This is a genomic window from Streptomyces sp. WM6372, assembly GCF_001279655.1.
Lineage (GTDB): Bacteria > Actinomycetota > Actinomycetes > Streptomycetales > Streptomycetaceae > Streptomyces.
The window spans coordinates 129,185-148,738 of the sequence record NZ_LGDB01000203.1; the positions used below are offsets into that span (position 1 = coordinate 129,185).

A 19,554-nucleotide genomic window follows, 5' to 3' on the forward strand; every position below is an offset into this window, starting at 1 on the left:
CCACGTGCTCCACGGTCGGTGCTCGGCGGCGGCCCGCCACGCGCGGGCCCCCCCGGCATCATGCTCCCGCAGCCGGTACGGCGCCGCCCGGAGCGGTGGCGTCCGCCGCCGCGAACTGGGTCCGGTACAGCTCCTCGTACCGCCCGCCCGCCGCCAGCAGCTCCGGGTGCGTACCGCGCTCCACGATCCGCCCGTCCTCGACCACCAGGATCAGGTCGGCCGCCTGCACGGTCGACAGCCGGTGCGCGATCACCACCGCGGTCCGGCCCGCCAGGGCCTCGCCCAGGGCCTCCTGAACCGCCGCCTCCGAGGTGGAGTCCAGGTGCGCCGTCGCCTCGTCCAGGATCACCACCCGCTGCCGGGCCAGCAGCAGCCGCGCGATGGTGAGCCGCTGCCGCTCGCCGCCCGAGAGGCGGTAGCCGCGCTCGCCGACCACCGTGTCCAGGCCGTCCGGCAGCGAGGCGACCAGACCGTCCAGCCGCGAGCGGCGCAGGGCCTCCCAGATCTCCTCCTCGCCCGCCTCCGGCCGGGCCAGCAGCAGGTTGGACCGCACCGACTCGTGGAACAGGTGCCCGTCCTGGGTGACCATGCCGAGCGTCTCCCGGATCGAGTCGGCCGTCAGGTCCCGTACGTCGACCCCGCCCAGGCGCACGGCGCCCGCGTCAACGTCGTACAGCCTCGGCAGCAGCTGCGCGATCGTCGACTTGCCGGCGCCGGACGAGCCGACGAGCGCGACCATCTGCCCGGGCTCGGCGCGGAACGAGACCTCGTGCAGGACCCGCGTACCGCCCCGCGCGTCCAGGACCGCGACCTCCTCCAGCGAGGCGAGCGAGACCTTGTCGGGGGAGGGGTAGCCGAAGGAGACCCGGTCGAACTCCACGGCCACCGGCCCCTCCGGGACCCGGCCGGCGTCCGGCTTCTGGGAGATCAGCGGCTTCAGGTCGAGGATCTCGAAGACCCGCTCGAAGCTCACCAGGGCGCTCATCACCTCGACGCGGGCGCCGGCGAGCGAGGTCAGCGGGGCGTACAACCGGGTCAGCAGCAGGGCGAGGGCGACGACGTTCCCGGCGTCCAGGCTCCCGCGCAGGGCGTAGTACCCGCCGAGCCCGTAGACGAGCGCGAGCGCGAGCGCCGAGACGAGGGTGAGCGCGGTGATGAACGCGGACTGGGCCATCGCCGTACGGATCCCGATGTCCCGTACGCGCGCCGCCCGCGCCGCGAACTCGGCGGACTCGTCGGCGGGCCGCCCGAAGAGCTTGACGAGGGTGGCGCCCGGTGCGGAGAAACGCTCCGTCATCTGCGTTCCCATCGCCGCGTTCAGGGTCGACGCCTCCCGCTGCATGGCGGCCATCCGCGCCCCCATGCGGCGGGCCGGGAGCACGAACACCGGCAGCAGGACGAGGGCCAGCAGGGTGATCCGCCAGGAGATGCTCAGCATCACGGCGAGCGTGAGCAGCAGGGTCACCGAATTGGCGACCACCCCGGAGAGGGTGTTGCTGAACGCCCGCTGGGCGCCGATCACGTCGTTGTTGAGCCGGCTGACCAGCGCGCCGGTGCGGGTCCGGGTGAAGAAGGCGACCGGCATCCGCTGCACGTGGTCGAAGACGGCCGTCCGCAGGTCCAGGATCAGCCCCTCCCCGAGGGTGGCCGACAGCTTGCGGGTGAGCAGCCCGAGCCCCGCCTCCGCCACCGCGATCACGGCGATGAGCAGGGCGAGCCGGGTGACCGTAGTGCTTTCCTTCCCGTCCACGATGGCGGTGACCACCCGGCTGGCGAGCACCGGCGTGGCGACCGCGAGCAGCGCGGTCACCACGCTGAGCAGCAGGAAGAGGGTGAGCCCGCGGCGGTGCGGGCGGGCGAATGCGGCGACCCGGCGCAGGCTCGCCCGGGAGAGCGGGCGCCGGTCCTGCTGGGCGTTCATCGCGCTGTGCAGCGATGTCCAGGCGGTGACTTCCATGTCCATGCGGGGAACGCTAAGACCTCAACCAAACTTGAGGTCAATGGATTGGCCGGATCACTACCGAACCCCCGCTCGCACGAGGGATGTTCAGCATCCTGCGGACTGTCGGCGGCGGGTGCCATCATCGGGGAATGACCCAGGGATCGACGCAGGGATCGACGCAGGAACCAGGGTCCGATCGCTCCGGTCGGACGACCGCCGACACCGCCTTGCACCGCTTCGAGCAACAGGCGCGGGACACCCCGCGGGGCTACGCCGTCATCGCCGGCGCGGACAGCCTCACCTACGGACAACTGGACGTCCGCGCCAACCAGCTGGCGCACCACCTCATGGCCGACGGACTGCCGCCCGGCGCCGTCGTGGCCATCGGGACCGCCCGCCGGACCGAGATCGTCGTCGCCCTCCTGGCCGCCCTCAAGGCAGGCGGGGCCTACGCCGTCATCGACGTCGAGGTCACGCTCACCGGGCAGCGGCAGCTCGCCGCCCTCACCCCGTACGTCCTGCTCACCGACGCCGCGCACCACGCCCGGCTCGACGACGGCAGCGGGCTGCGGGTGGTCCGCCTCGGCGCGGAGGCGGCCGAGATATCGGGCCGGCCCACCGAAGCGCCGCAGCGGCCCGAGCCGGGTGCGACGGCCGCCGTCCTGTTCACCGGGGCGTCGTCCCCGCGCGCCGTGCCCGTCGGCCACGACCGGCTGCTCGCCGCCCACGAGGGCTGGGTCAAGGTCATCCGGCCGGTCCCCGAGGACCGCCACCTGATCACCCACGGCCCGGACCTCACCCCGTTCGCGGCCGGCTGGACCCGGGCCTTGTGCTCGGGCGGCGCCCTCGTCGTGCCCGAGCGCACGCCCTGGACGCCCGAGGGGATCCGCCGGGCGGTCGAGACCGAACGGGTCACCATGGTGCACACCGACCCGGTGGGCGCGACCCGGCTGCTCCTGCGCGCCGCCGCGGCCCCCGCCGGACCCGGCGCGGGATCCGCGGGCGGAGGCGGCGCGCGCGGCCGCCGTGAATCCGACCCGGCCCTGCGGTCGCTGCGCCTGGTCAGCGTCACCGGCGACCGGCTCTTCCTCGACGAGCAGGACGCCCTGCAGTCCAGGCTGCGGACCGGCGCCCGGCTGCTCAACGTGTACGGGATCACCGAGACGGCCGGCACCGGCACCTGGTTCGAACTACCCCAGCTGCCCGGCCCGTTGGACGACCCCGAGCAGCTCTCCCTGATCGGCGCCCCCTTCCCCGGCTGCCGCGCGGACACCCGCGACGGACAGCTCCGCCTCACCCCGCCCGAAGGCGGTGACGCGCTTCCCACCGGCGACCTCGTGGAACTCCGCGCCGACGGGCTGCTGGAGTTCCGCGGCCGGATCCGGGACCGGATCACCACGGCCGACGGCGCGTTCGACCCGCACGCAGTCGAAGCCGTCATCCGGAGCCACCCGGACGTCGGCGCCGCGCTGGTGGCCGAGGTCCCGGAGGGCGCGAGCGGTGCGCGCCGACTGGTCGCCCACGTGGCACCGCCCGCCGACGCGCAGTCCTGGCCCCCGGCCGTCGACCTGCCGGACGGTGGGCAGCTCCGCGAACACCTCGCGGGGAAGCTGCCCCGGGCGCGGATGCCGCAGACCGTGATCCGGCTGCGCACCCTGCCCCGCACCCGCGCGGGCCAGGAGAACCGGGAGGCCCTGCCCCAGCCCGTGCTCACGGCGAAGCCGGGCCGGGGCGGCGCCGCGGGGGGCTCCGGTAAGTACACGGCCGCCGGTGGCGGTACGCCCACCCCGTTCGGGATCGTCGGCTGCGGCATTCCGTTCCTGGTCGGCACCGGCCTGCTCTTCTTCGTCCTCTCGAAGATCTTCTGGCCGGGCTCGACCGACCTGAGCGGTGTGCCCAACCCGTGGGCGTTCCTCTTCTTCGTGCTCTACCTGTTCGAGGGAGCCGCGTTCGCCGCCGGGCTGGTGTTCCTCTTCGGGGGCCGCGCGCTGATGCTGCGCCACGGCTCCGGCCAGAGCTCCCGCTTCACCACGGCCGCGCACCTGGCGGTGGTCTACCTGCTCGTCGCCTGGTGGCCACAGGACAACTTCTACCGGCTCGCGGCCAAGCACGACTGGCCGCTCCAGGCCGCCCTCGTCTACGTCTTCAACATCCCGCTGATGATCGCGGCCGTCGTCATCGCCTTCTACGTCACCCGGAAACCGCCTTCACCGTTCGACTTCGAGGAGGCCGACGCCCCCGGGGGCTCCTCCGACCGCTGATCTCCGGCGAACGCCGCCCCCACGGCGAGCGCCCCCGCCCGTACCAGCGCCTCGGCCGCGTCCAGCACCTCCCCGCTGTGCGCGGCCACCAGCACGCCCAGCCAGGGCGCCGGGTCGAAGGCACCCGTCGGGATCGCGGGCAGGAACACCGCCCCGAGCTCCGCGCAGCCCCGCTCCAGGGTCTCGCACAGCTCGTCGAGCGCGGCCCCGGGCAGCCTGGCCCCCAGCTCCACCCGGTCCGCGATCCGTACGAAGTGCCCGGCGCCGCGCAGCGCGTCGAGCCGGGCCGCCACCATGAAGGCGATCGACGGCCCGGTGAGCCGCAGGTTCGTCTCCGTCGGCGCCAGGCGTCCCGCCCCGTCGGCGACGAAGTCCACGTCGAACCAGCCCCGGTAGCCGGCGGCGGACAGCTCCCGGCCCACCGCCTCCCCGAACGCGAGCAGCGCCTTCTCCGCCCACGCGGGCACCACCCCGGGGCCCACCGTCGCCCCGCGGTACCCGGAGCCGGCCACGTCCATCACCGCGCCGCCCACCTCGTGCACCCGGCCCGCCTCGTCCACGAACCCGTCGTACGTCAGATCCCGCGGCTCGTCCGGCTCGGCCGGGCCGCACACGTACTCCTCCACCAGCAGGGGGCCGCGCGGGAGGGCGCGCAGCACGGCGCGGGCTCCGCCCGCGGCCCGGACCCGGTCGGGCGTCACCACGGTGGTGCCCGAACCGCCCACTCCGTGCTCCGATTTCAGCACCGTGCTCTCGCCCGCCCCGGCCCGGGCGGCCAGCAGCCTGGCCGCCGCCCGCCGGGTGGGGGCCGGCCACTGCCCGGGGAGCAGGATCCGGGGGTGGCCGCCGCCCGCAAGGATCCGCCCGAACAGTCCGTGCGCCGCCGACTTGGCCTCGTACCGCAGCTCGCGGGGCCGCCACGGCAGCCCGGCCAGCCGCGCGAAGGGCGCCGTCCGCCCCCACGGTACGAGGGGGAGCCCGGCCGAGGTCAGCCGCCCGGCCAGCGCCGGCCGGGCCCGTACGGCATCCGACAGCCCGGCACGCGGCGGAAGCCCGGCACGCTCCGGAAGCCCGGCATCCGGAGCCGGCCCGGGGCCGCCGTCCGCCAGGCCGTCGTAGACCTCCACCCCCTCCCACTCCAGGACGCGTCCGACCCGCTCGATCCAGCCCGGCGGCACCGCCCCGGGCAGTACCAGCGCCCCCGGCCACGGGCTGTAGAACGCCGCGAGGCAGGCGTAGTGGTGCGCGGCCCGCTGCTCGCGGTCCAGGGACGCATCGGCGAACTGGGCGTTGTACTCGGCGACATTGCCCACGTGCACGGCCGGTCCGCCGTCCGTCCAGGCCCGCGCCCAGTCGGCGAGCGGCGCGGGCGCCGCCTCGAACCGCACCAGACCGGCGGGCGCTTCGCCCTCGCCACCGGCCGCGTCACCGGCGGCGCGGGAGCCGGGCGGACCCAGCGCGCCCATCGCCCGGTAGAACCCCGCCGCGTGCGGATCGGCGTCGATCAGCAGCCTGCGGAACCCCAGTTCGGCGGCCCGGCGCAGCGCGTCCCGGTACAGCCGCCGCCCCACGCCCCGTCCGATGGCCTCGGGCTCCACGAACAGCAGTGCCAGCCGGGCCACCGGCGGCGCTTCCTCCAGGGAGGCGAGCCCCAGCACCCGGCCGCCGTCCGCTTCCTCGGCGACCACGATCCGGCGCCCCGCCACCTCCCCGGCCGGGATCCGCAGTTCCGCCGCGCACGCGGCCAGGAACGCGGCGTCGTACCCCCAGTGCGCCTTGGAGCGGAGCACGAGAGCGGTGAGCTGCTCCGCCTCACCGGGCCGAGCCGCTCTGAGCTTTACCATTCCCTGACCTCCCCATGGCCTGCCGCGAGACCGTGCGATAGATTCGGCCACCCTGAGCCCCCCTGACGGGAGGTGTCCCGTCACGTACGGCAGGTCCTTCCTACCCCCGGAGAACGGCTTCCCCATGAGCGACATCATCAACGGACTTGGCCGCACCAGCGCTTACGGTGCCCTCGGCCTGGTCCTGCTGATCCTCGGCATCGTCCTCGTGGACGTGCTGACGCCCGGGAAGCTCCCGAAGCAGATCTGGGAGGAGCGCAACCGGAACGCGGCCGTCATGCTGAGTTCCGCGCTCCTGGGCGTCGGCGGGATCGTCTTCACCTCGATCTGGACCACGTACGACGACTTCGGCAAGGGGCTGCTGTCCACCGCCGCGTTCGGGTTGCTCGGCCTGGTCCTGATGGGCCTCGCCTTCCTGGTGCTGGACTGGGTGACCCCCGGAAAGCTCGGCGCGATCGTCGTCGACCCGGAGCCGCACCCGGCGGTCTGGGTCACGGCCTCCTGCAACCTGGCGGTGGCCGCCATCGTCGCCGCCTCGATCGCCTGACCGCCCTGGCCGGCGTGACGTGCCCGCCCGTCGCGCGGACGCGACGAGAGCGCCGCTCCCCCGAGGGAGCGGCGCTCTCGTCACATGTGCGGATACCGGTGCGACCGCCGGTACTACGCAAGACCCAGCGCGAACACCGCGAAACCGGCCGCCAGCACCCCCGCGAGCGTGCGCCGCACCGCCGTCGCCCGGGTCCACGGCTCCTCGAACCGGCGGGCGTACCGGGCGATGCCCACCAGCAGCACCGCGAACACCGGCATCCACGCCAGTCGCGCCGCGATCCAGAGCGGACTGTCCGGCGCCGTCGTCAGACCCGTCAGCGCGCCCGCGAACGAACCGGGAACGGCCGCCGCCAGCATGGCCGTCTGGTGCCAGCACAGGATCGTCATCGCGCACAGGTTGATCACGACCACCGGGGCCCACAGCGCCGGCCTGGCGAGCAGCTTCGCCAGCCGGTCGCGCAGCAGCACCGCCGCCCCCGACTGCGCCGCGGCCAGGGCCAGCACCAGCAGCGACGGCGGGTGCGAATTGGTCCGCGCCTCGCCCGGTACACCCACCATCGACGCCGGGTAGTGGAACACCGCCAGCAGCGCCGCGAACAGCACGGTCCCGCCGGCCAGCAGCAGCCAGGCCCCGCGCCGCCCGATCCGCCCCTCACCCCAGGACACGCCCAGCTGGTACGCGAACAGCCAGCCCGGCAGGATGTTCACCACCGCCAGCCAGGACGGCACCGAGTCGGCGAGCGGCCCGTACCGCAGGAAGTCCATCACCGCGACCGAGGCGAGCAGCGGGGCCGCCGCCCAGCCGCCGAGCCGGTGCGCCGCCCGTACGCAGTACGGGGTCAGCGCGGTGACCACCACGTACACCCCGACGAACCACAGCGGCTGGATGACCAGCGTGGCCCCCGTCCGCAGCGTGGCCTCCGGCACTCCCGCCGCGTAGAGCACCGGCGCGGCCAGCGCCCAAACGGCCGTCACCCCGAGCACCGGCCGCCCCAGCCGGGCGATCCGGCCCTTCAGCCAGGCCCCGGCGGACCCGGTGCGGCGGTGGTAGGAGAGCACCGAGGCGTAGCCGCCGACGAGGAAGAAGATGCCGAGCATCTGGAGCACCCAGCTGGCGGGGGCGAGGGCGCCGAACGCGGAGAGCGGGCTGGCGTTGTGCAGGCCGCCCTCCGCGTCGCGGGTGAATCCGCCGAGCAGCCAGTGCCCGGTCGGCACGGCCAGCAGGGCGAGGGCGCGCAGCCCGTCGACGGCGCGGTCGCGGTGGGCTGGGGTCTGCCGCTCGATCCGGTCGGCGGCCCTCCTGAGCCGGGTCAGCGTCGTGCTCATCGGACCTCTCCCTTCGCGATCGCGGCGAAGACCGCCAGGGACTGGGTGCCGGGTGCGAGGTAGCCGGTGTGGCCGTGCACGTCGGCGGCAGGCACCCGGCGGGCGCCGAAGGCGGCGGAGGTCGGGTCGGCGCCGTGGCCCAACCCGGCGAACTCCACGTTCGGCACGTCGCCGATCCAGTCGGAGGGCCCCCGGGCCGCCCAGACACGGGCGCGGGTGTGCAGGTCGGCGACGGTGTCGGCGCGCATGCCGGGGGAGCCGAACACGACGATGTCGCCGGCGTCCGTACGCCCGGCCGCGAGGCCCCCGACCACCGAGCCGTAGCTGTGGCAGAACAGCACCGGGTCGGGTGCGCCGACCGCGTCCAGCCCCGCCGTGAACCGGGCCAGCCGGTCGGCGCCCGCCTCGGCGAGCCGCCCGGAGGCCGCGTCCAGACCGACCCCGACGGGGGTGGTGTAGCCGGTCCAGGCCACCACCGCGGTGTCCTCGCCGGCCGCGGCGCGCAGCGACCGGGCCATCCCGGCCGGCCCGGTGTTCGGGGCGCGCTTCGCGTCGTACGTGGTCGCGTCGCTGTCCGAACCCGGCACGATCACCGAGACGTGCGCGGCCCGCCCCAGATCCCCGAACACCTCGACGACCTGGCCGCGTCCGCGGGGATCGAAGGCGAGGATCTGCCGCCCCGGCGAGGCGAGCGAGGCGTAGCGCGCCTCACCGGTCGCGAGTACGGCCAGCCGGTTGGCCTCGTACCTGAGGGTGACGGGGGCGCCGTCGAGGTTGCCCACCACCAGCGGGTGGTGGCGTACGAGCGCCCGGCGCCCGGCGTCGTCCAGGCCGGCGAAGAACCGGGCCACGTCGTGCGGCGAGGCGCTCGCCGGGTCGGGCAGTGACCGGCCCGACGCGGTGTCGGCCCGCCAGGCGGCGGTGCCGGGCGGCGGTCCGGTGACCGCCTGCTGGCTGTCGCCGGAGGCCCAGCCCGCGGTCCCCCCGACCACGGCCACGGCCAGTGCGGCGGTGGCCAGGGTCCTTCCGAAGCGGCGCATGCCCCTTCTCCTCTCCTCGTGACGAGGAAGGTAGGAAGAAGGTGTCGCGCCGGACGTCGGACCGTGGAGCCAAGTCGGATGTCATACCCCGGTAGGGGGTGGAGGAGAGGTCAGTCCGAGTCGCCCGGCCGTACCAGGCCCGCCTCGTACGCGAAGATCACCGCCTGGGCCCGGTCCCGGAGGTCCAGCTTGGCCAGCACCCGCCCGATGTGCGTCTTCACCGTCTGCTCGGCCAGCACCAGGTGCCCGGCGATCTCCTGGTTCGACAGCCCGCGCGCGATCAGCTCCAGCACCTCGGTCTCCCGAGGGGTCAGCCCCTTCAGCCGCAGCGACGGGTCCTTGCGCGGGGCCGGCCGCTGCTGGACGAAGTCCGCGATCAGCCGCCGGGTGACGGAGGGTGCGAGCAGCGCCTCGCCCGACGCGACCACCCGGACCGCCGCGATCAGATCGGCCGGCGGCGCGTCCTTCAGCAGGAACCCCGAGGCGCCCGCGCGCAGCGCCTCGTACACGTAGTCGTCGATGTCGAAGGTGGTCAGCATCAGCACCTTCGGCCGGTGGACCACTCCCGGCGGCGGGCTGAGCAGCTCCCGGGCCGCCGTCAGCCCGTCCATCTCCGGCATGCGCACGTCCATCAGCACCACGTCGGGATGCACGGTGCGCGAGACCTGCACCCCCTGCCGCCCGTCGGGGGCCTCGCCCACCACGTCGATGTCGGCCTGGGCCGACAGCAGGGCGGCGAACCCCGCCCGCACCATGGCCTGGTCGTCGACGATGATCACACGGATGGTCAACTGGCGTCCTCGGTCGGGTCGTTCGACGGGGCGTTCGTCGCGTCGTTCGTCGCGTCGTTCGTCGGTTCGTTCAGGGGCAGGCGGGCCGCGACCCGGAAACCGCCGTCGGGCAGCGGACCCGTGTCCAGCGTCCCGCCGGTCAACCGTACGCGCTCCCGCATGCCGACCAGGCCGTGCCCGGTGCCCGAACTCCCCGGCTCCACCACGGCGTCCCGGGCCGCCGGGCCGTTCACCACGAGCACGAGGACCTCGCCGGCGTCGTGCGTCACCGAGACCCGGGTCCCGGCGCCCGGTGCGTGCCGCACCACGTTCGCGAGCGCCTCCTGCACGATCCGGTACGCCGACAGGTCCACGGCCGGCGGAGCCGCCCGCTCCGCCCCCGCGGCGAGCGACAACTCCACCGGCTGCCCGGCCCGTACGGTCGCCTCCACCAGCTGCTGGATCCGGCCGATCCCCGGCTGCGGGGCGGGCGCACCCGCGCCGTCCGGCGCTCCCTCCCCGCCGTTCGTCCCGTCGCTGCGCAGCACCGTCAGCAGCCGCCGCATCTCGCCCAGCGACTCGCGCGCACTGGCCGCGATCGCCGCGAACTCCTCCTGCACCGGCTCCGGCATGCCGGGCAGCCGGTACGGCGCGGAATCCGCCTGCACGGTGATCACCGACATGTGGTGGGCCACCACGTCGTGCAGCTCCCGGGCGATCCGCGCCCGTTCCTCCAGCAGGGTCCGCCTGGCCCGCTCGGCCTCGCTGATGCTCTCCTGCTCGGCGATCCGCTGCTGCGCGTCGCCGATCCCGCGCAGCGCCCCCGTCACGGCGAGGAAGCTCCCGCTCAGTACGAAGAGCAGCGCGACCGTGGTGGTCACCCCGTCGGGCTCGAAGAAGCCGAGCACCACCCCGACGGCGCCCGTCACCAGCCACACCCCGACCAGCGTCCGGATCGACTCGCGCAGCCCCAGGCACACCATCAGCACCAGGTAGCCGACGATGCACATCGGGGTCCACGGCCAGGCGTGCCCGGCCACCTCGTCGGCGTGCGTCAGCACCACCGCCCCGACCGTGTCCGCGACCAGGACCAGGGCCCACGCGGGCAGCGGCCGCGTCACCGCCAGCAGCAGCGGCACGGTCTGGGCCACGCCCAGCGCCCCCGCCCAGCCGCCGCCCGCCTGGTAGTCGTTGGTCAGCACGGTGATGGTCGCCGGCAGCAGCGACAGCACGAAGATGCCGACGACCACGTACGGCAGCATCCGCTGCCAGGCCTTCGGCGCCCGCGCGAACAGCGGCTCCGCCGCCCGCGCGGGCGTGCGCAGCACCACCGTGAACCGCATCGGCGCCCGGGACCCCTTCGCGGGAGCCGGCGTACGGGGGCGGGCTTCTTCGCGATCGCTCATGATCGGACCAGCCTATGCTCCGCGGGCGCTCCAGGATGGCAGGAGTACGCTGCTCACGGTCGATCACAGGGGGAGCCGGTACACATGGGCACGGCAGCGGCACTAGAGAAGCTCGTACCGGTGCTGCTGGCCTTCGGCGGAGGTGTACTGCTCGCCCGCCGCAAGAGCGTCCCGGCCGAGGCCTCCAAGGCCTTCGCCGACTACGCCTTCCTCTTCGCCGTCCCCTGCTACCTCTTCGGCAACATCTACGCCAGCGACCTCGGCGCCCTCTTCAACTGGCACGCGATCGGCTCCTACGCCGCGGCCGCCGCCCTCGCCGTGCTCCTCATAGCCTTCGCCTCGGGCGCCCGCGGCCTACGGGACCCCCGCGACGTGGCGCTGCGCGTGATGGCCGGGGTCCAGGTGAACACCGCCTACTTCGCCGTCCCGGTGTTCATCACCTTCTTCGGGACGGCCGCGCCGATCTTCCCCGTCCTGCTCTTCCAGGTCTGCGTGCTCTCCCTGGTCGTCATCTCCATCATGGAGCTGGGCCGCGCCGGACCGGCCACGGCCGGTCCCGGGCAGCGGCTCTCGCGGGCCGTCGGCGCCTCGCTCGCCACCCCGGTGGTCCTGGCCTGCAACGCGGGCATCGTCCTCAACCTCCTCTCGGTGCACCTCCCGAAGGTGGTCCTGGACGGGGCCTCCTTCGTCGGCGACAGCGCCTCGCCGATCGCCCTGTTCGCCCTCGGCCTGCACCTCGGCGGCGTGGGGCTGGACGTCCGGGGCACCTCCCGCGAGGAGATGGCCCTCATCGCCTTCAAGTGCCTGGCCTTCCCGCTGCTGGCCTGGGTGGTGTGCGGGCTGCTGTTCGGCGTACGGGGGGAGTGGCTGACGTACCTCGTCCTGATCGCCGCGATGCCCACCCCGCAGAACCTGTTCGTCTTCGCGCAGCGCTACGACGTGGGCGTGGACCTCTCCGCCTCACTGGTGATCAAGAGTTCGGTGGTCTCCCTGCTGCTGCTCCCGCTCTGGCTGCAGACGGTGGCCGGCTGACGGGGCCGAACCGGCGGCCCGCCGTTCGTTCCCCGCGCGGGCTTCGGTCGTTGACCCGGCATGGAGCTGCTGCCGACCATCGCGGCGCCGGGCGTCGGTGAACGGGCCGACGCCGCGGCGGATGCCGCCTGCCACCTCTACGACGCCGTCGCCCCCTGGAGCTCCGCCGAGCCCGGCGGGTGGAGCCGTACGGCGGCCGAGGACGCCGCCGAGACCATCGAGACCACCGCGCACGCGCTCGCGTACGCCCATCCGCGCGCCGAGGTCCTCCTGGCCCCGGTGCACGCCGCCCTCGCCGACCTGCGCCGCCAGCTCGGGCTGCCGCCCGCCGACCGGCTGACCGCCGACGGGATCCCGGCGAGCCCGCGCACGGTGGGCAACCCCCGGCGCACCCGCTGGGTGCGGGTGCTCACGCCCCCTTCGCCCCGGCAACCGCCTGCTCGTACAACTTCTTGATCTCAGGGCCGAAGTACGAGCTGTACGAGGTGTCGGCGGTGTCCCCGCCCGTCTTCCAGCCGCCGATGACGCCGACGACGTCCCCGGTTTCGGTCACCTTGTCGTAGTTCTTCAGGAAGGGGCCGCCGCTGGTCCCGCCCGGGTATCCGGTGCAGTCGATCCGCAGGAACGATCCGGGGATCCCCGCGTCCTTGCTGGTGAACTTGGTCGTACGGTTCACGCACAGCCGCGGGCGCGCGGCCGAGGCCGGATAGCCGATGAGCGACACCTTCGCGTGCTCGTAACCGGCGCCGGTGACCAGGCGGTTGCCGCCGACCACGTCCTCGACGGGGAACCCGTCGGCGTCCGGCCCGACCTGTGCGAAGGCCACGTCGAGCGTGGCCCCCTTGTCGGCGCCCAGGCTCTTGTAGCGGGGGTCGATCCACACCTTGGACTTCCCGTCGGCGGCCCGCAGCACCGGGAACATCCCGTACGGCTGCGGGTTGTCCGCCGTGTACAGCGGTACGAAGGCCACCTGGCGGGCGTCGGTGCCGAGCAGGCAGTGCGCCGCGCTGAGCACCAGGTCGCGGCCGGGGGAGGCGACCACGCTCGCGGTGCAGAAGTACGCGCCGCCGCCCTTCATCACGAACATCCGGCCGACGACCGGGATCCCGTCGAAGTCCTGCCCGGTGCCGGGGTCCGTGGCCGCGACCGCCGAGGCGGGGGTCATGGGCACCGCGGACGCCATCCGGTCGGCCGTCCAGAAGGTCTCCGCCTCGCGGGCGGACCACCGGCCGGGCGGCGGCAGGGCGCTGCCGGCCTCGGCCACCGGCAGCGGTCCGGCGGGCAGCAGCAGGGCGGCCGTCGCCGCCGCCACGGTCAACGTACGTCGCATGTCGAGCTCCTCTAGATGGCCTGCGGGAAGCGGAACAGCCGGTCCGGGTCGTAGGCGCGCCGCACCTCTTCGAGGCGGGCGAGGTTCGGCCCGTAGTACGCCTCGCGCCAGGCGGGCAGTTTCGGATCGATGTAGTTCTGGTACGCGCGGCCGCCCGCCCAGGGGCGCAGGTCCTGCCACAGCCCGTCGAGCCAGCCCTGGTGCGCGGTCACCTGCGCGGGCGTCGCGGAGGCGGGCCAGTAGGCGAGGTACTGCGTGAGGAAGGCGCTGTCGCGGTGCACGAACGCGGTGTCGGCCGCCGCCGGCCGGTTCACCGCCCCGCCGCATTCGCCGGAGAACTGGACGACCCCGAGCCCGCCGGACGGCACGGTCCGCCCGTAGCGCCGTACGGCGGCCAGCACCGCGGCGACGCCCGCGTCGGGCAGCCCGGCGCCGCCCCAGAAGTCGGAGCGCCCGCCGTAGGAGTCCCGGCCGAGCAGGCCCCCGGGGGTGCGGCCGGGCAGGGTGCCGGGCAGATGGCACTGCGCGGCGCTCTGCTCCAGGCACCCCGACATGGCCCGCAGGGTCTCCTCGTAGGTGCGTACGACGGTCCAGCTGTCCCGGAGCGGCCTGCCGACCAGGTCGGACAGGCGGGTCAGCTGCCGGTCCAGCTCGGCGCGCCCGTCGAAGCACAGGACGCGTACGGCGGGGGCCGGGGCCGGGGCCGGGCCGGCTTCGATCAGGAACTCGACCTGGCTCCAGAAGGGCTCGGGGAGGGCGGTGAGCCAGCGCTGCCAGCCGCGCAGCAGGGCGGCGGAATCGGCTTCGGGCCAGTGGAGTTCGGCGTAGGCGCAGTCGGCGGCCGGGTGGGTGCGGAAGCGGAACTCCGTGACCACGCCGAAGTTGCCGCCCCCGCCGCCGCGCAGGGCCCAGAACAGCCCCGGGTCACGGGTGGCGTCGACCTCGCGCACGACGGCGTCGGGGGTGACGACGGTGGCGCCGGTGAGGGCGTCGGAGGTGGTCCCGTGGGCGCGGGAGGCGAGGCCGAGCCCGCCGCCCAGGGTGAGTCCGGCGATCCCGACGGAGGGGCACAGGCCGGTCGGCACGGCGAGGCGCTGCGCGGCGAGGGCCCGGTTGACGTCGCCGAGCCGGGCTCCGGCGCCGATGCGCACGCCGGCCGCCCCTTCGACGGCGAGTCCGGCCATGGCGCCGACGTCGACGACGAGCCCGCCGGCGCGGGTGGACCAGCCGGCGTAGCTGTGGCCGCCACCGCGCGGTACGACGGGGACGGCGGAGCGGCGGGCGAAGTCCAGGCAGACGGCCACGTCGGCGGCGTGCGCGGGGTAGGCCACCGCGCCCGGCGCGACCGTGTCGTAGCGGGGCTGGAACAGCTGCCGGGCCTCCGCGTAGTCCGGGTCGCCCGGCACCACCACCCGCCCGTCGATCCCCCGGGCCAGCGCCGCCCAGTCGGGACCGCGGGCGGGCGCCGCCGCGACGGCGAAGACGGCCAGCACGGCTGCGGGAGCGCTGCCCAGCAGCTGGCGGCGGTGGAGGCTCATTCCTCCTTCCTGCCATCGCCCGGCCCGATCACGGCGAAGGCGGGCCCAGCGGAACGACGCTGCCCCCCGAACGGCCCACGCCCCGCCCGACGAAGCCGCCCACCGTGCGGAAATCCCCTCGCGTGCGGCTGCACGGCCGTGGATCATCCCGGACATGGGGACCGACATATACGGGTTCATCGAGTGCCGTTGGGACCGCTGGCTGGACGAGGACGACCGCAGCTGGTGCGGGGCCATCGATCTGGACCACCTCTACAACGGGCGGAGCTACGCGGCGTTCGGGGCCCTGTTCGGTGTCCGCGACACCGCGTCCTTCCGGCCGCTGGCGCCCGGTCGCGGGCTTCCCCCGGACGCGTCGAAGGAGGTCCGCGCCTTCCTCGAAGGGTGGGACACCGCCCATGGCACCTCCTGGATCACCTGGGCCGAGCTGACGTCGGCCGACTGGAACGAGCTCGCGACGGACGTCGACGAGTGCGTGCACGAGTACCGCCGCGGCCCCGACGGATCCTGGGAGCTGTACGGACGGAACAGCAGCCTCACCCGCTTCGCCGAGCTGTCCGGCTTGAGCGACCCCCAGGTTCTGTACCGCGCCGGCCGCGTGCTGCCCGAGGGCACCGAGTGGCGCGACGGTGACCGCCTCTTCCGGATCGGCCGGCTGACGCGGAAGCAGGCCGTGCCGGACGAGGAGTGGGGAGCCGTCCGGGCCGTCATGCGCACCCTCGCGGGGATCCACGGGGACGAGGGCGTGCGTCTCGTCGTGTGGTTCGACTGCTGACGGGCGCCAGGTTCAGGAGGTACTCGGCGGGTGCCCGATCAGGCGGGTGGTGGGGGGCGTAGGGGTATCGTTCGAACCCCTGGGCTGCGACGGGGGCGTGAGGTGAGTACGGTCTGCCCATGCAGATCGACGGAGCCGGCAGGCAGCAGCGGGGCCATGTTCTTCTCATAGCGGGCGACGCCGCCGTACGGCGGCGGGCCGTTCAGGTCGCACCCAGTGCGAACCTGGCCGCGCTCGGAGTGCTGCCCGCATCCGTGCTGCTGAACAGTCACGTCCCCAGTGACACCACGTACCTCGACGGGGCCCGGGATCCCAACACCGTGCTGATGCGGCTGCGCGCCGCCGCGGCGACCCCGGGGCCGTTGCTCGTCTACCTCTCCGGCCGGCTCACGCTCGACCGCCGCGGGCACGGCCTGCACCTCGCGCTCGCGGGAACCACGGCCTCCACCGTCCGCTACACGGCCCTGCCGTGGGACTGGCTGGGGACCGAGCTCGCGGCCCGCCCCACCGGCCCCACCACCGTGGTGCTCGACCTCGTCGCGGACAAATCCGCCTGGCCGGTGCTCCAGGAGTACGGGAGCCTGCCCGCCTCACCCTCCGCCGAGGTGTACGGGGTGGTGGTCCCGCCCGCCTTCTCAGGCGGGCCGCAGCAGGTGAGCGCGTACACCCGGAACTGGATCGACCAGCTGCGCCGCAGCCCCACCCGCCCCGCCAACCTGCAACTGCACGCCTTCGCCGTCGGGGCCGCCGCCCTGCCGCCCGGCACCCTCGTCCTGCCCGCCACGCGCGAACTCAGCGCGTCCGCGGCCCAGCAGGCGCCGCGGGAACACCAGCAGGAGCACCCGCGGGAACAGCAGCCGGAGCAGCAGGTTCCCGACCCGCGGCCGCACATCCACGCCCTCGCCTCCGACGGCCGGCACCACGAGGCCGCCACCCTCGCCCAGGCCTGGGAGCAGCACGTGCTCCAGACCCACGGGTACCCCTCGCCCGAAGCCACGCACTGGGCCGAGATCCGGGCCGACCTGGCCCGGATGGCCGGGAACTACCGCTCGGCGACCCAGCTCTGGATCAACGCCGGGCACACCCGCCTGGAGCACCAGCCGCCGGACGCCCCCGAGGTCCTCGCGGCCGCGGCGGGGGCCCTGTACTGCTGGACCCAGCTGAAGGACCAGGCCGCGGCCCGGGACTCCGGCCCCGAACTCGTCCGCCTGCTGCGCGCCCTGCCGAGCCTCGAACCGAGGCTCCTGCGGCTGACCCAGCAGCGGCTGGAGGTGCTGGAGGGCAGCCGCTCGTGCTGAGCGGCTCGGTTCGCTCACTGTCGCGTCGCGTCGAATTCCTCGGTGTCGAGCTGATGGTCGGCCCGGATGTGGCTTTGGGAAGCGGATCGGTGAGGGAGACGGTCCGGAGGCGGTCGCCCGCCCCCACGATGACCTTGAGGGCCGGGAAGCAGTCGACAAGGACCCGGCGGCACCGTCCGCATTCTCTGCCTTCGTCGGGGCCGGACGCCCCCTAGAGGCGTTTGCGGGCCAGGAGGAAGGCCTGGGGGGATTTCTCCTGGCCCGCGGGCCGGCGCACCAGGCGGGCCACTTCCTCCAGGCCCGCCGCGGCGAGCAGGCCGGCGATCAGCTCCGGCGGGGTCCAGTACACGTCCAGCTCGACGGGGTGCCCGTACGCGTGCTCCAGCCGGATCTTCTCCTCGCCCGCCTTGAACGCGATCAGCGCATGGCCGCCCGGCGCGAGCACGCGGGCGAACTCCTCGAACAGCGGCGGCAGTTCCCCCGGCGGGGTGTGCACCGTCGAATACCAGGCCAGGACCCCGCCGAGCACCCCGTCCGCCACGTCCAGCGCGGCCATCGAGCCCACCTCGAAGCGCAGCCCCGGATAGGTCCGCCGGGCCACCGCGACCATCGCCGGGGACAGGTCGACGCCGAAGGTCCGTACGCCGAGCCCGTCCAGATGGGCCGTCACGCGCCCCGGGCCGCAGCCCAGGTCCGCGACGGCCCGGGCCGCGCCGCCCTCGTCGCCGCGCACGCACTCGGCGAAGGCCGCCAGCATGGCCCGGTCCAGCGGCTTGTCCGCCAGCTCCGCGCCGAGCTGCCGGGCGTAGTCGACGGCGACGGCGTCGTACGACGCCCGCACGGAGTTCAGGTCGAAGGTCTCCTTCATGCCCTGTGACACTAGCCCGCCCGCCCCCGCCCGTCGGCCCCGGCCAGCGGATTGTCCAGCTCCGCCCACTGGTCGCCCGGGATTCCGGGGCTCAGCCGCATCAGCGTCAGGGCCTTGGTCGGCAGTGGCGCCGTCAACAGGGCCTCGGTGTCGGCGGTGGCCGGGAGCCCGGCGGCCTCGGCCAGCGCCTCGCCGAAGGCCGTCTCCGAGCCCGCCGTGGCCCCCAGGGTCCCGGTCAGCAGGGAACCGAACAGCTTGCGCCGCAGCACGGTCACGTCGTCGGTGACCAGCCGGCCCGAGAGCGGCGGCACCGGCAGGCCGTGCCGGGCGAGCCGCTCCGGGCTGATCCGGATGTCGGCGAGATCGCGGTAGACCAGCCGCAGCGGAGCCCCCGTCGCGGACAGTACGACGAGCAGGTTCTGGCCGTGCGCCTCCAGCGCCACCCCGAGGTCCAGCACCCGCAGGCACACCGAGAGCGCGAGGCGGGCGAACTCGGCCCGCCAGGCGGCCGAACGGGCGAACGGCGCCCCGCCCAGGGCCGCCACCGGCACGACCCGCTCGCCCGCCGCAGCGTCCGCGTACACCTCGGGCGCCTCGCGCAGCACCGCCGCCAGGTCGGGGCTGTGCGCGGTCGCGGCGCCCAGGGTGCGGGTGATGTGCAGCCGCCCGTCGAGCCGCTCCGAGAGGACCTGCGCGAAGGCGGAGACCGCGGCGGCCGTCTCGATGGAGTACTCCGAGATGTCCCGTACGGAGGAGGTCAGCCGGGTGCTCAGCGCCGTCTTGACGTGTGCGCCGCCCGCCGCGGGGGCGAGGGTGCGCAGGGCCATCAGCGGATGCGCCGCGAAACCGGGGCGCAGCACCCCGGCCGGCCCCCGGCCGGTCTGTTTCAGGACGTGTTCCGCCTGCCACGGGTGCACCGGCAGCAGGAGCCGGCCACCCTCGCGCAGAGCGGCCGGCCACGCGCCCGTGACCAGGCACTCCTCGGCCCGTACGGCGACCAGCCCGAGCTCGACCAGCGGCCGGTGCTCCGGCGCGTACGCCAGCTGCTCGGCCACCGAGAACCCGGGACGGGAGCGGCAGTTGGGGTGGTACGGATGGCCGTCGACCACCCGCTGCTCCCACTCCCAGGCGGCCTGCGCAGCCGCCTCCCCCGCGGGGGGCTGCCCGGCCCGGGACAGCGCGAGCGAGGCCGTGCTGTCGTCCAGCTCGGCGGCGAAGGCCTCCCCGTGCGGCACCCCCAGCGCCGCCACGAGCCGCCCGGCCTGCCGGTACGGGACGCCGTCGAGCAGCACCTCCTGGACGTACGGGTCCGTCGCGTACGGGTCCGGCGGCGGGCCCTCCAGCCGCCCGCCCCCGGACAGCAGGAGCGTCAGGCCGCCGGGCCCGCGCTCGCGGCGCTCCACCCACGGCAGCGGCTCGAAGGCCAGCGCCCGCCACAGCCGGGTCAGCACGGCGGCCCGGGCGCCGCCGAGCGCGGCGCCGTAAGCGGAACCGAGGCCTGGACGCACTTCGGCCAGTTCGGCGGACACGGCCTCTTCGGCCGGGGAGGCGGGGAGGTTCATGCTGGGGTGCAGG

At 74.7% G+C, this 19,554-nt stretch carries 16 protein-coding genes; 6 read left to right on the top strand and 10 right to left on the bottom strand.

The window, feature by feature from the left end; all coding sequences use genetic code 11:
• Nucleotides 1-58: 58 nt before the first annotated feature.
• Nucleotides 59-1,963 carry an ABC transporter ATP-binding protein gene (locus ADK52_RS26570; RefSeq protein WP_053692348.1) on the bottom strand — a complete coding sequence of 635 codons (1,905 nt, stop codon included), beginning with the start codon at nt 1,961-1,963 and terminating at the stop codon, nt 59-61.
• Nucleotides 1,964-2,091: 128 nt separating this feature from the next.
• Here ADK52_RS26570 and ADK52_RS26575 point away from each other — a divergent pair, with 128 nt between their 5' ends.
• On the top strand, nt 2,092-4,203 hold the full coding sequence (locus tag ADK52_RS26575) for an AMP-binding protein (RefSeq protein ID WP_159046036.1): 2,112 nt from the start codon (nt 2,092-2,094) through the stop codon (nt 4,201-4,203).
• Here ADK52_RS26575 and ADK52_RS43960 read toward each other — a convergent pair.
• A complete protein-coding gene (locus ADK52_RS43960; RefSeq protein WP_234344243.1) occupies nt 4,128-6,047 on the bottom strand; it encodes a GNAT family N-acetyltransferase in 1,920 nt (639 codons plus the stop codon). The genes ADK52_RS26575 and ADK52_RS43960 overlap by 76 nt on opposite strands.
• A 124-nt stretch (nt 6,048-6,171) precedes the next feature.
• On the opposite strand from ADK52_RS43960, the gene ADK52_RS26585 reads away from it, so the two are divergent.
• Nucleotides 6,172-6,594, top strand: coding sequence for a DUF350 domain-containing protein (locus ADK52_RS26585; protein ID WP_030873439.1), 423 nt, complete (start codon nt 6,172-6,174; stop codon nt 6,592-6,594).
• Nucleotides 6,595-6,707: 113 nt separating this feature from the next.
• On the opposite strand, the gene ADK52_RS26590 is transcribed toward ADK52_RS26585, so the two are convergent.
• The 4 genes from ADK52_RS26590 to ADK52_RS26605 form a co-directional block, all read right to left on the bottom strand.
• Nucleotides 6,708-7,922 carry an acyltransferase family protein gene (locus ADK52_RS26590; protein WP_053692350.1) on the bottom strand — a complete coding sequence of 405 codons (1,215 nt, stop codon included), beginning with the start codon at nt 7,920-7,922 and terminating at the stop codon, nt 6,708-6,710.
• Nucleotides 7,919-8,962 carry an alpha/beta hydrolase gene (locus ADK52_RS26595; RefSeq protein WP_053692351.1) on the bottom strand — a complete coding sequence of 348 codons (1,044 nt, stop codon included), beginning with the start codon at nt 8,960-8,962 and terminating at the stop codon, nt 7,919-7,921. The genes ADK52_RS26590 and ADK52_RS26595 overlap by 4 nt, the downstream gene beginning before the upstream one ends.
• A 110-nt stretch (nt 8,963-9,072) precedes the next feature.
• Nucleotides 9,073-9,753 (bottom strand): response regulator, encoded by a 681-nt coding sequence (locus ADK52_RS26600; RefSeq protein WP_053692352.1) that lies wholly within the window; start codon nt 9,751-9,753, stop codon nt 9,073-9,075.
• Nucleotides 9,750-11,138 (bottom strand): sensor histidine kinase, encoded by a 1,389-nt coding sequence (locus ADK52_RS26605; RefSeq protein WP_078988613.1) that lies wholly within the window; start codon nt 11,136-11,138, stop codon nt 9,750-9,752. The genes ADK52_RS26600 and ADK52_RS26605 overlap by 4 nt, the downstream gene beginning before the upstream one ends.
• Nucleotides 11,139-11,222: 84 nt before the next feature.
• On the opposite strand from ADK52_RS26605, the gene ADK52_RS26610 reads away from it, so the two are divergent.
• Both ADK52_RS26610 and ADK52_RS26615 read left to right on the top strand, forming a co-directional pair.
• Nucleotides 11,223-12,170: an AEC family transporter gene (locus ADK52_RS26610; RefSeq protein ID WP_053692353.1), complete on the top strand. Its 948-nt coding sequence runs from the start codon at nt 11,223-11,225 to the stop codon at nt 12,168-12,170.
• A 60-nt stretch (nt 12,171-12,230) separates the two neighbouring features.
• Nucleotides 12,231-12,626 carry a hypothetical protein gene (locus ADK52_RS26615; protein WP_053692354.1) on the top strand — a complete coding sequence of 132 codons (396 nt, stop codon included), beginning with the start codon at nt 12,231-12,233 and terminating at the stop codon, nt 12,624-12,626.
• On the opposite strand, the gene ADK52_RS26620 is transcribed toward ADK52_RS26615, so the two are convergent.
• Together ADK52_RS26620 and ADK52_RS26625 are read right to left on the bottom strand one after the other, a co-directional pair.
• Nucleotides 12,580-13,500 (bottom strand): S1 family peptidase, encoded by a 921-nt coding sequence (locus ADK52_RS26620; RefSeq protein WP_063783942.1) that lies wholly within the window; start codon nt 13,498-13,500, stop codon nt 12,580-12,582. The two genes, ADK52_RS26615 and ADK52_RS26620, sit on opposite strands and share 47 nt — an antisense overlap.
• An 11-nt stretch (nt 13,501-13,511) precedes the next feature.
• Complete coding sequence (locus tag ADK52_RS26625; protein WP_053692356.1) at nt 13,512-15,038, bottom strand: FAD-binding oxidoreductase; 1,527 nt, start codon at nt 15,036-15,038, stop codon at nt 13,512-13,514.
• 154 nt (nt 15,039-15,192) lie between these two features.
• Between ADK52_RS26625 and ADK52_RS26630 the strand changes: the two genes are divergently transcribed.
• Nucleotides 15,193-15,813: a hypothetical protein gene (locus tag ADK52_RS26630; protein WP_053692357.1), complete on the top strand. Its 621-nt coding sequence runs from the start codon at nt 15,193-15,195 to the stop codon at nt 15,811-15,813.
• A gap of 119 nt (nt 15,814-15,932) precedes the next feature.
• On the top strand, nt 15,933-17,111 hold the full coding sequence (locus ADK52_RS26635; RefSeq protein ID WP_053692358.1) for a hypothetical protein: 1,179 nt from the start codon (nt 15,933-15,935) through the stop codon (nt 17,109-17,111).
• A gap of 211 nt (nt 17,112-17,322) precedes the next feature.
• Here the strand turns inward: ADK52_RS26635 and ADK52_RS26640 are convergent, their stop codons facing one another.
• Together ADK52_RS26640 and ADK52_RS26645 are read right to left on the bottom strand one after the other, a co-directional pair.
• On the bottom strand, nt 17,323-17,979 hold the full coding sequence (locus ADK52_RS26640) for a class I SAM-dependent DNA methyltransferase (protein ID WP_053692359.1): 657 nt from the start codon (nt 17,977-17,979) through the stop codon (nt 17,323-17,325).
• Nucleotides 17,980-17,990: 11 nt separating this feature from the next.
• Nucleotides 17,991-19,541, bottom strand: a complete 1,551-nt coding sequence (locus ADK52_RS26645; protein ID WP_053692360.1) for an IucA/IucC family protein — start codon at nt 19,539-19,541, stop codon at nt 17,991-17,993.
• Between the last annotated feature and the right edge of the window lie 13 nt (nt 19,542-19,554).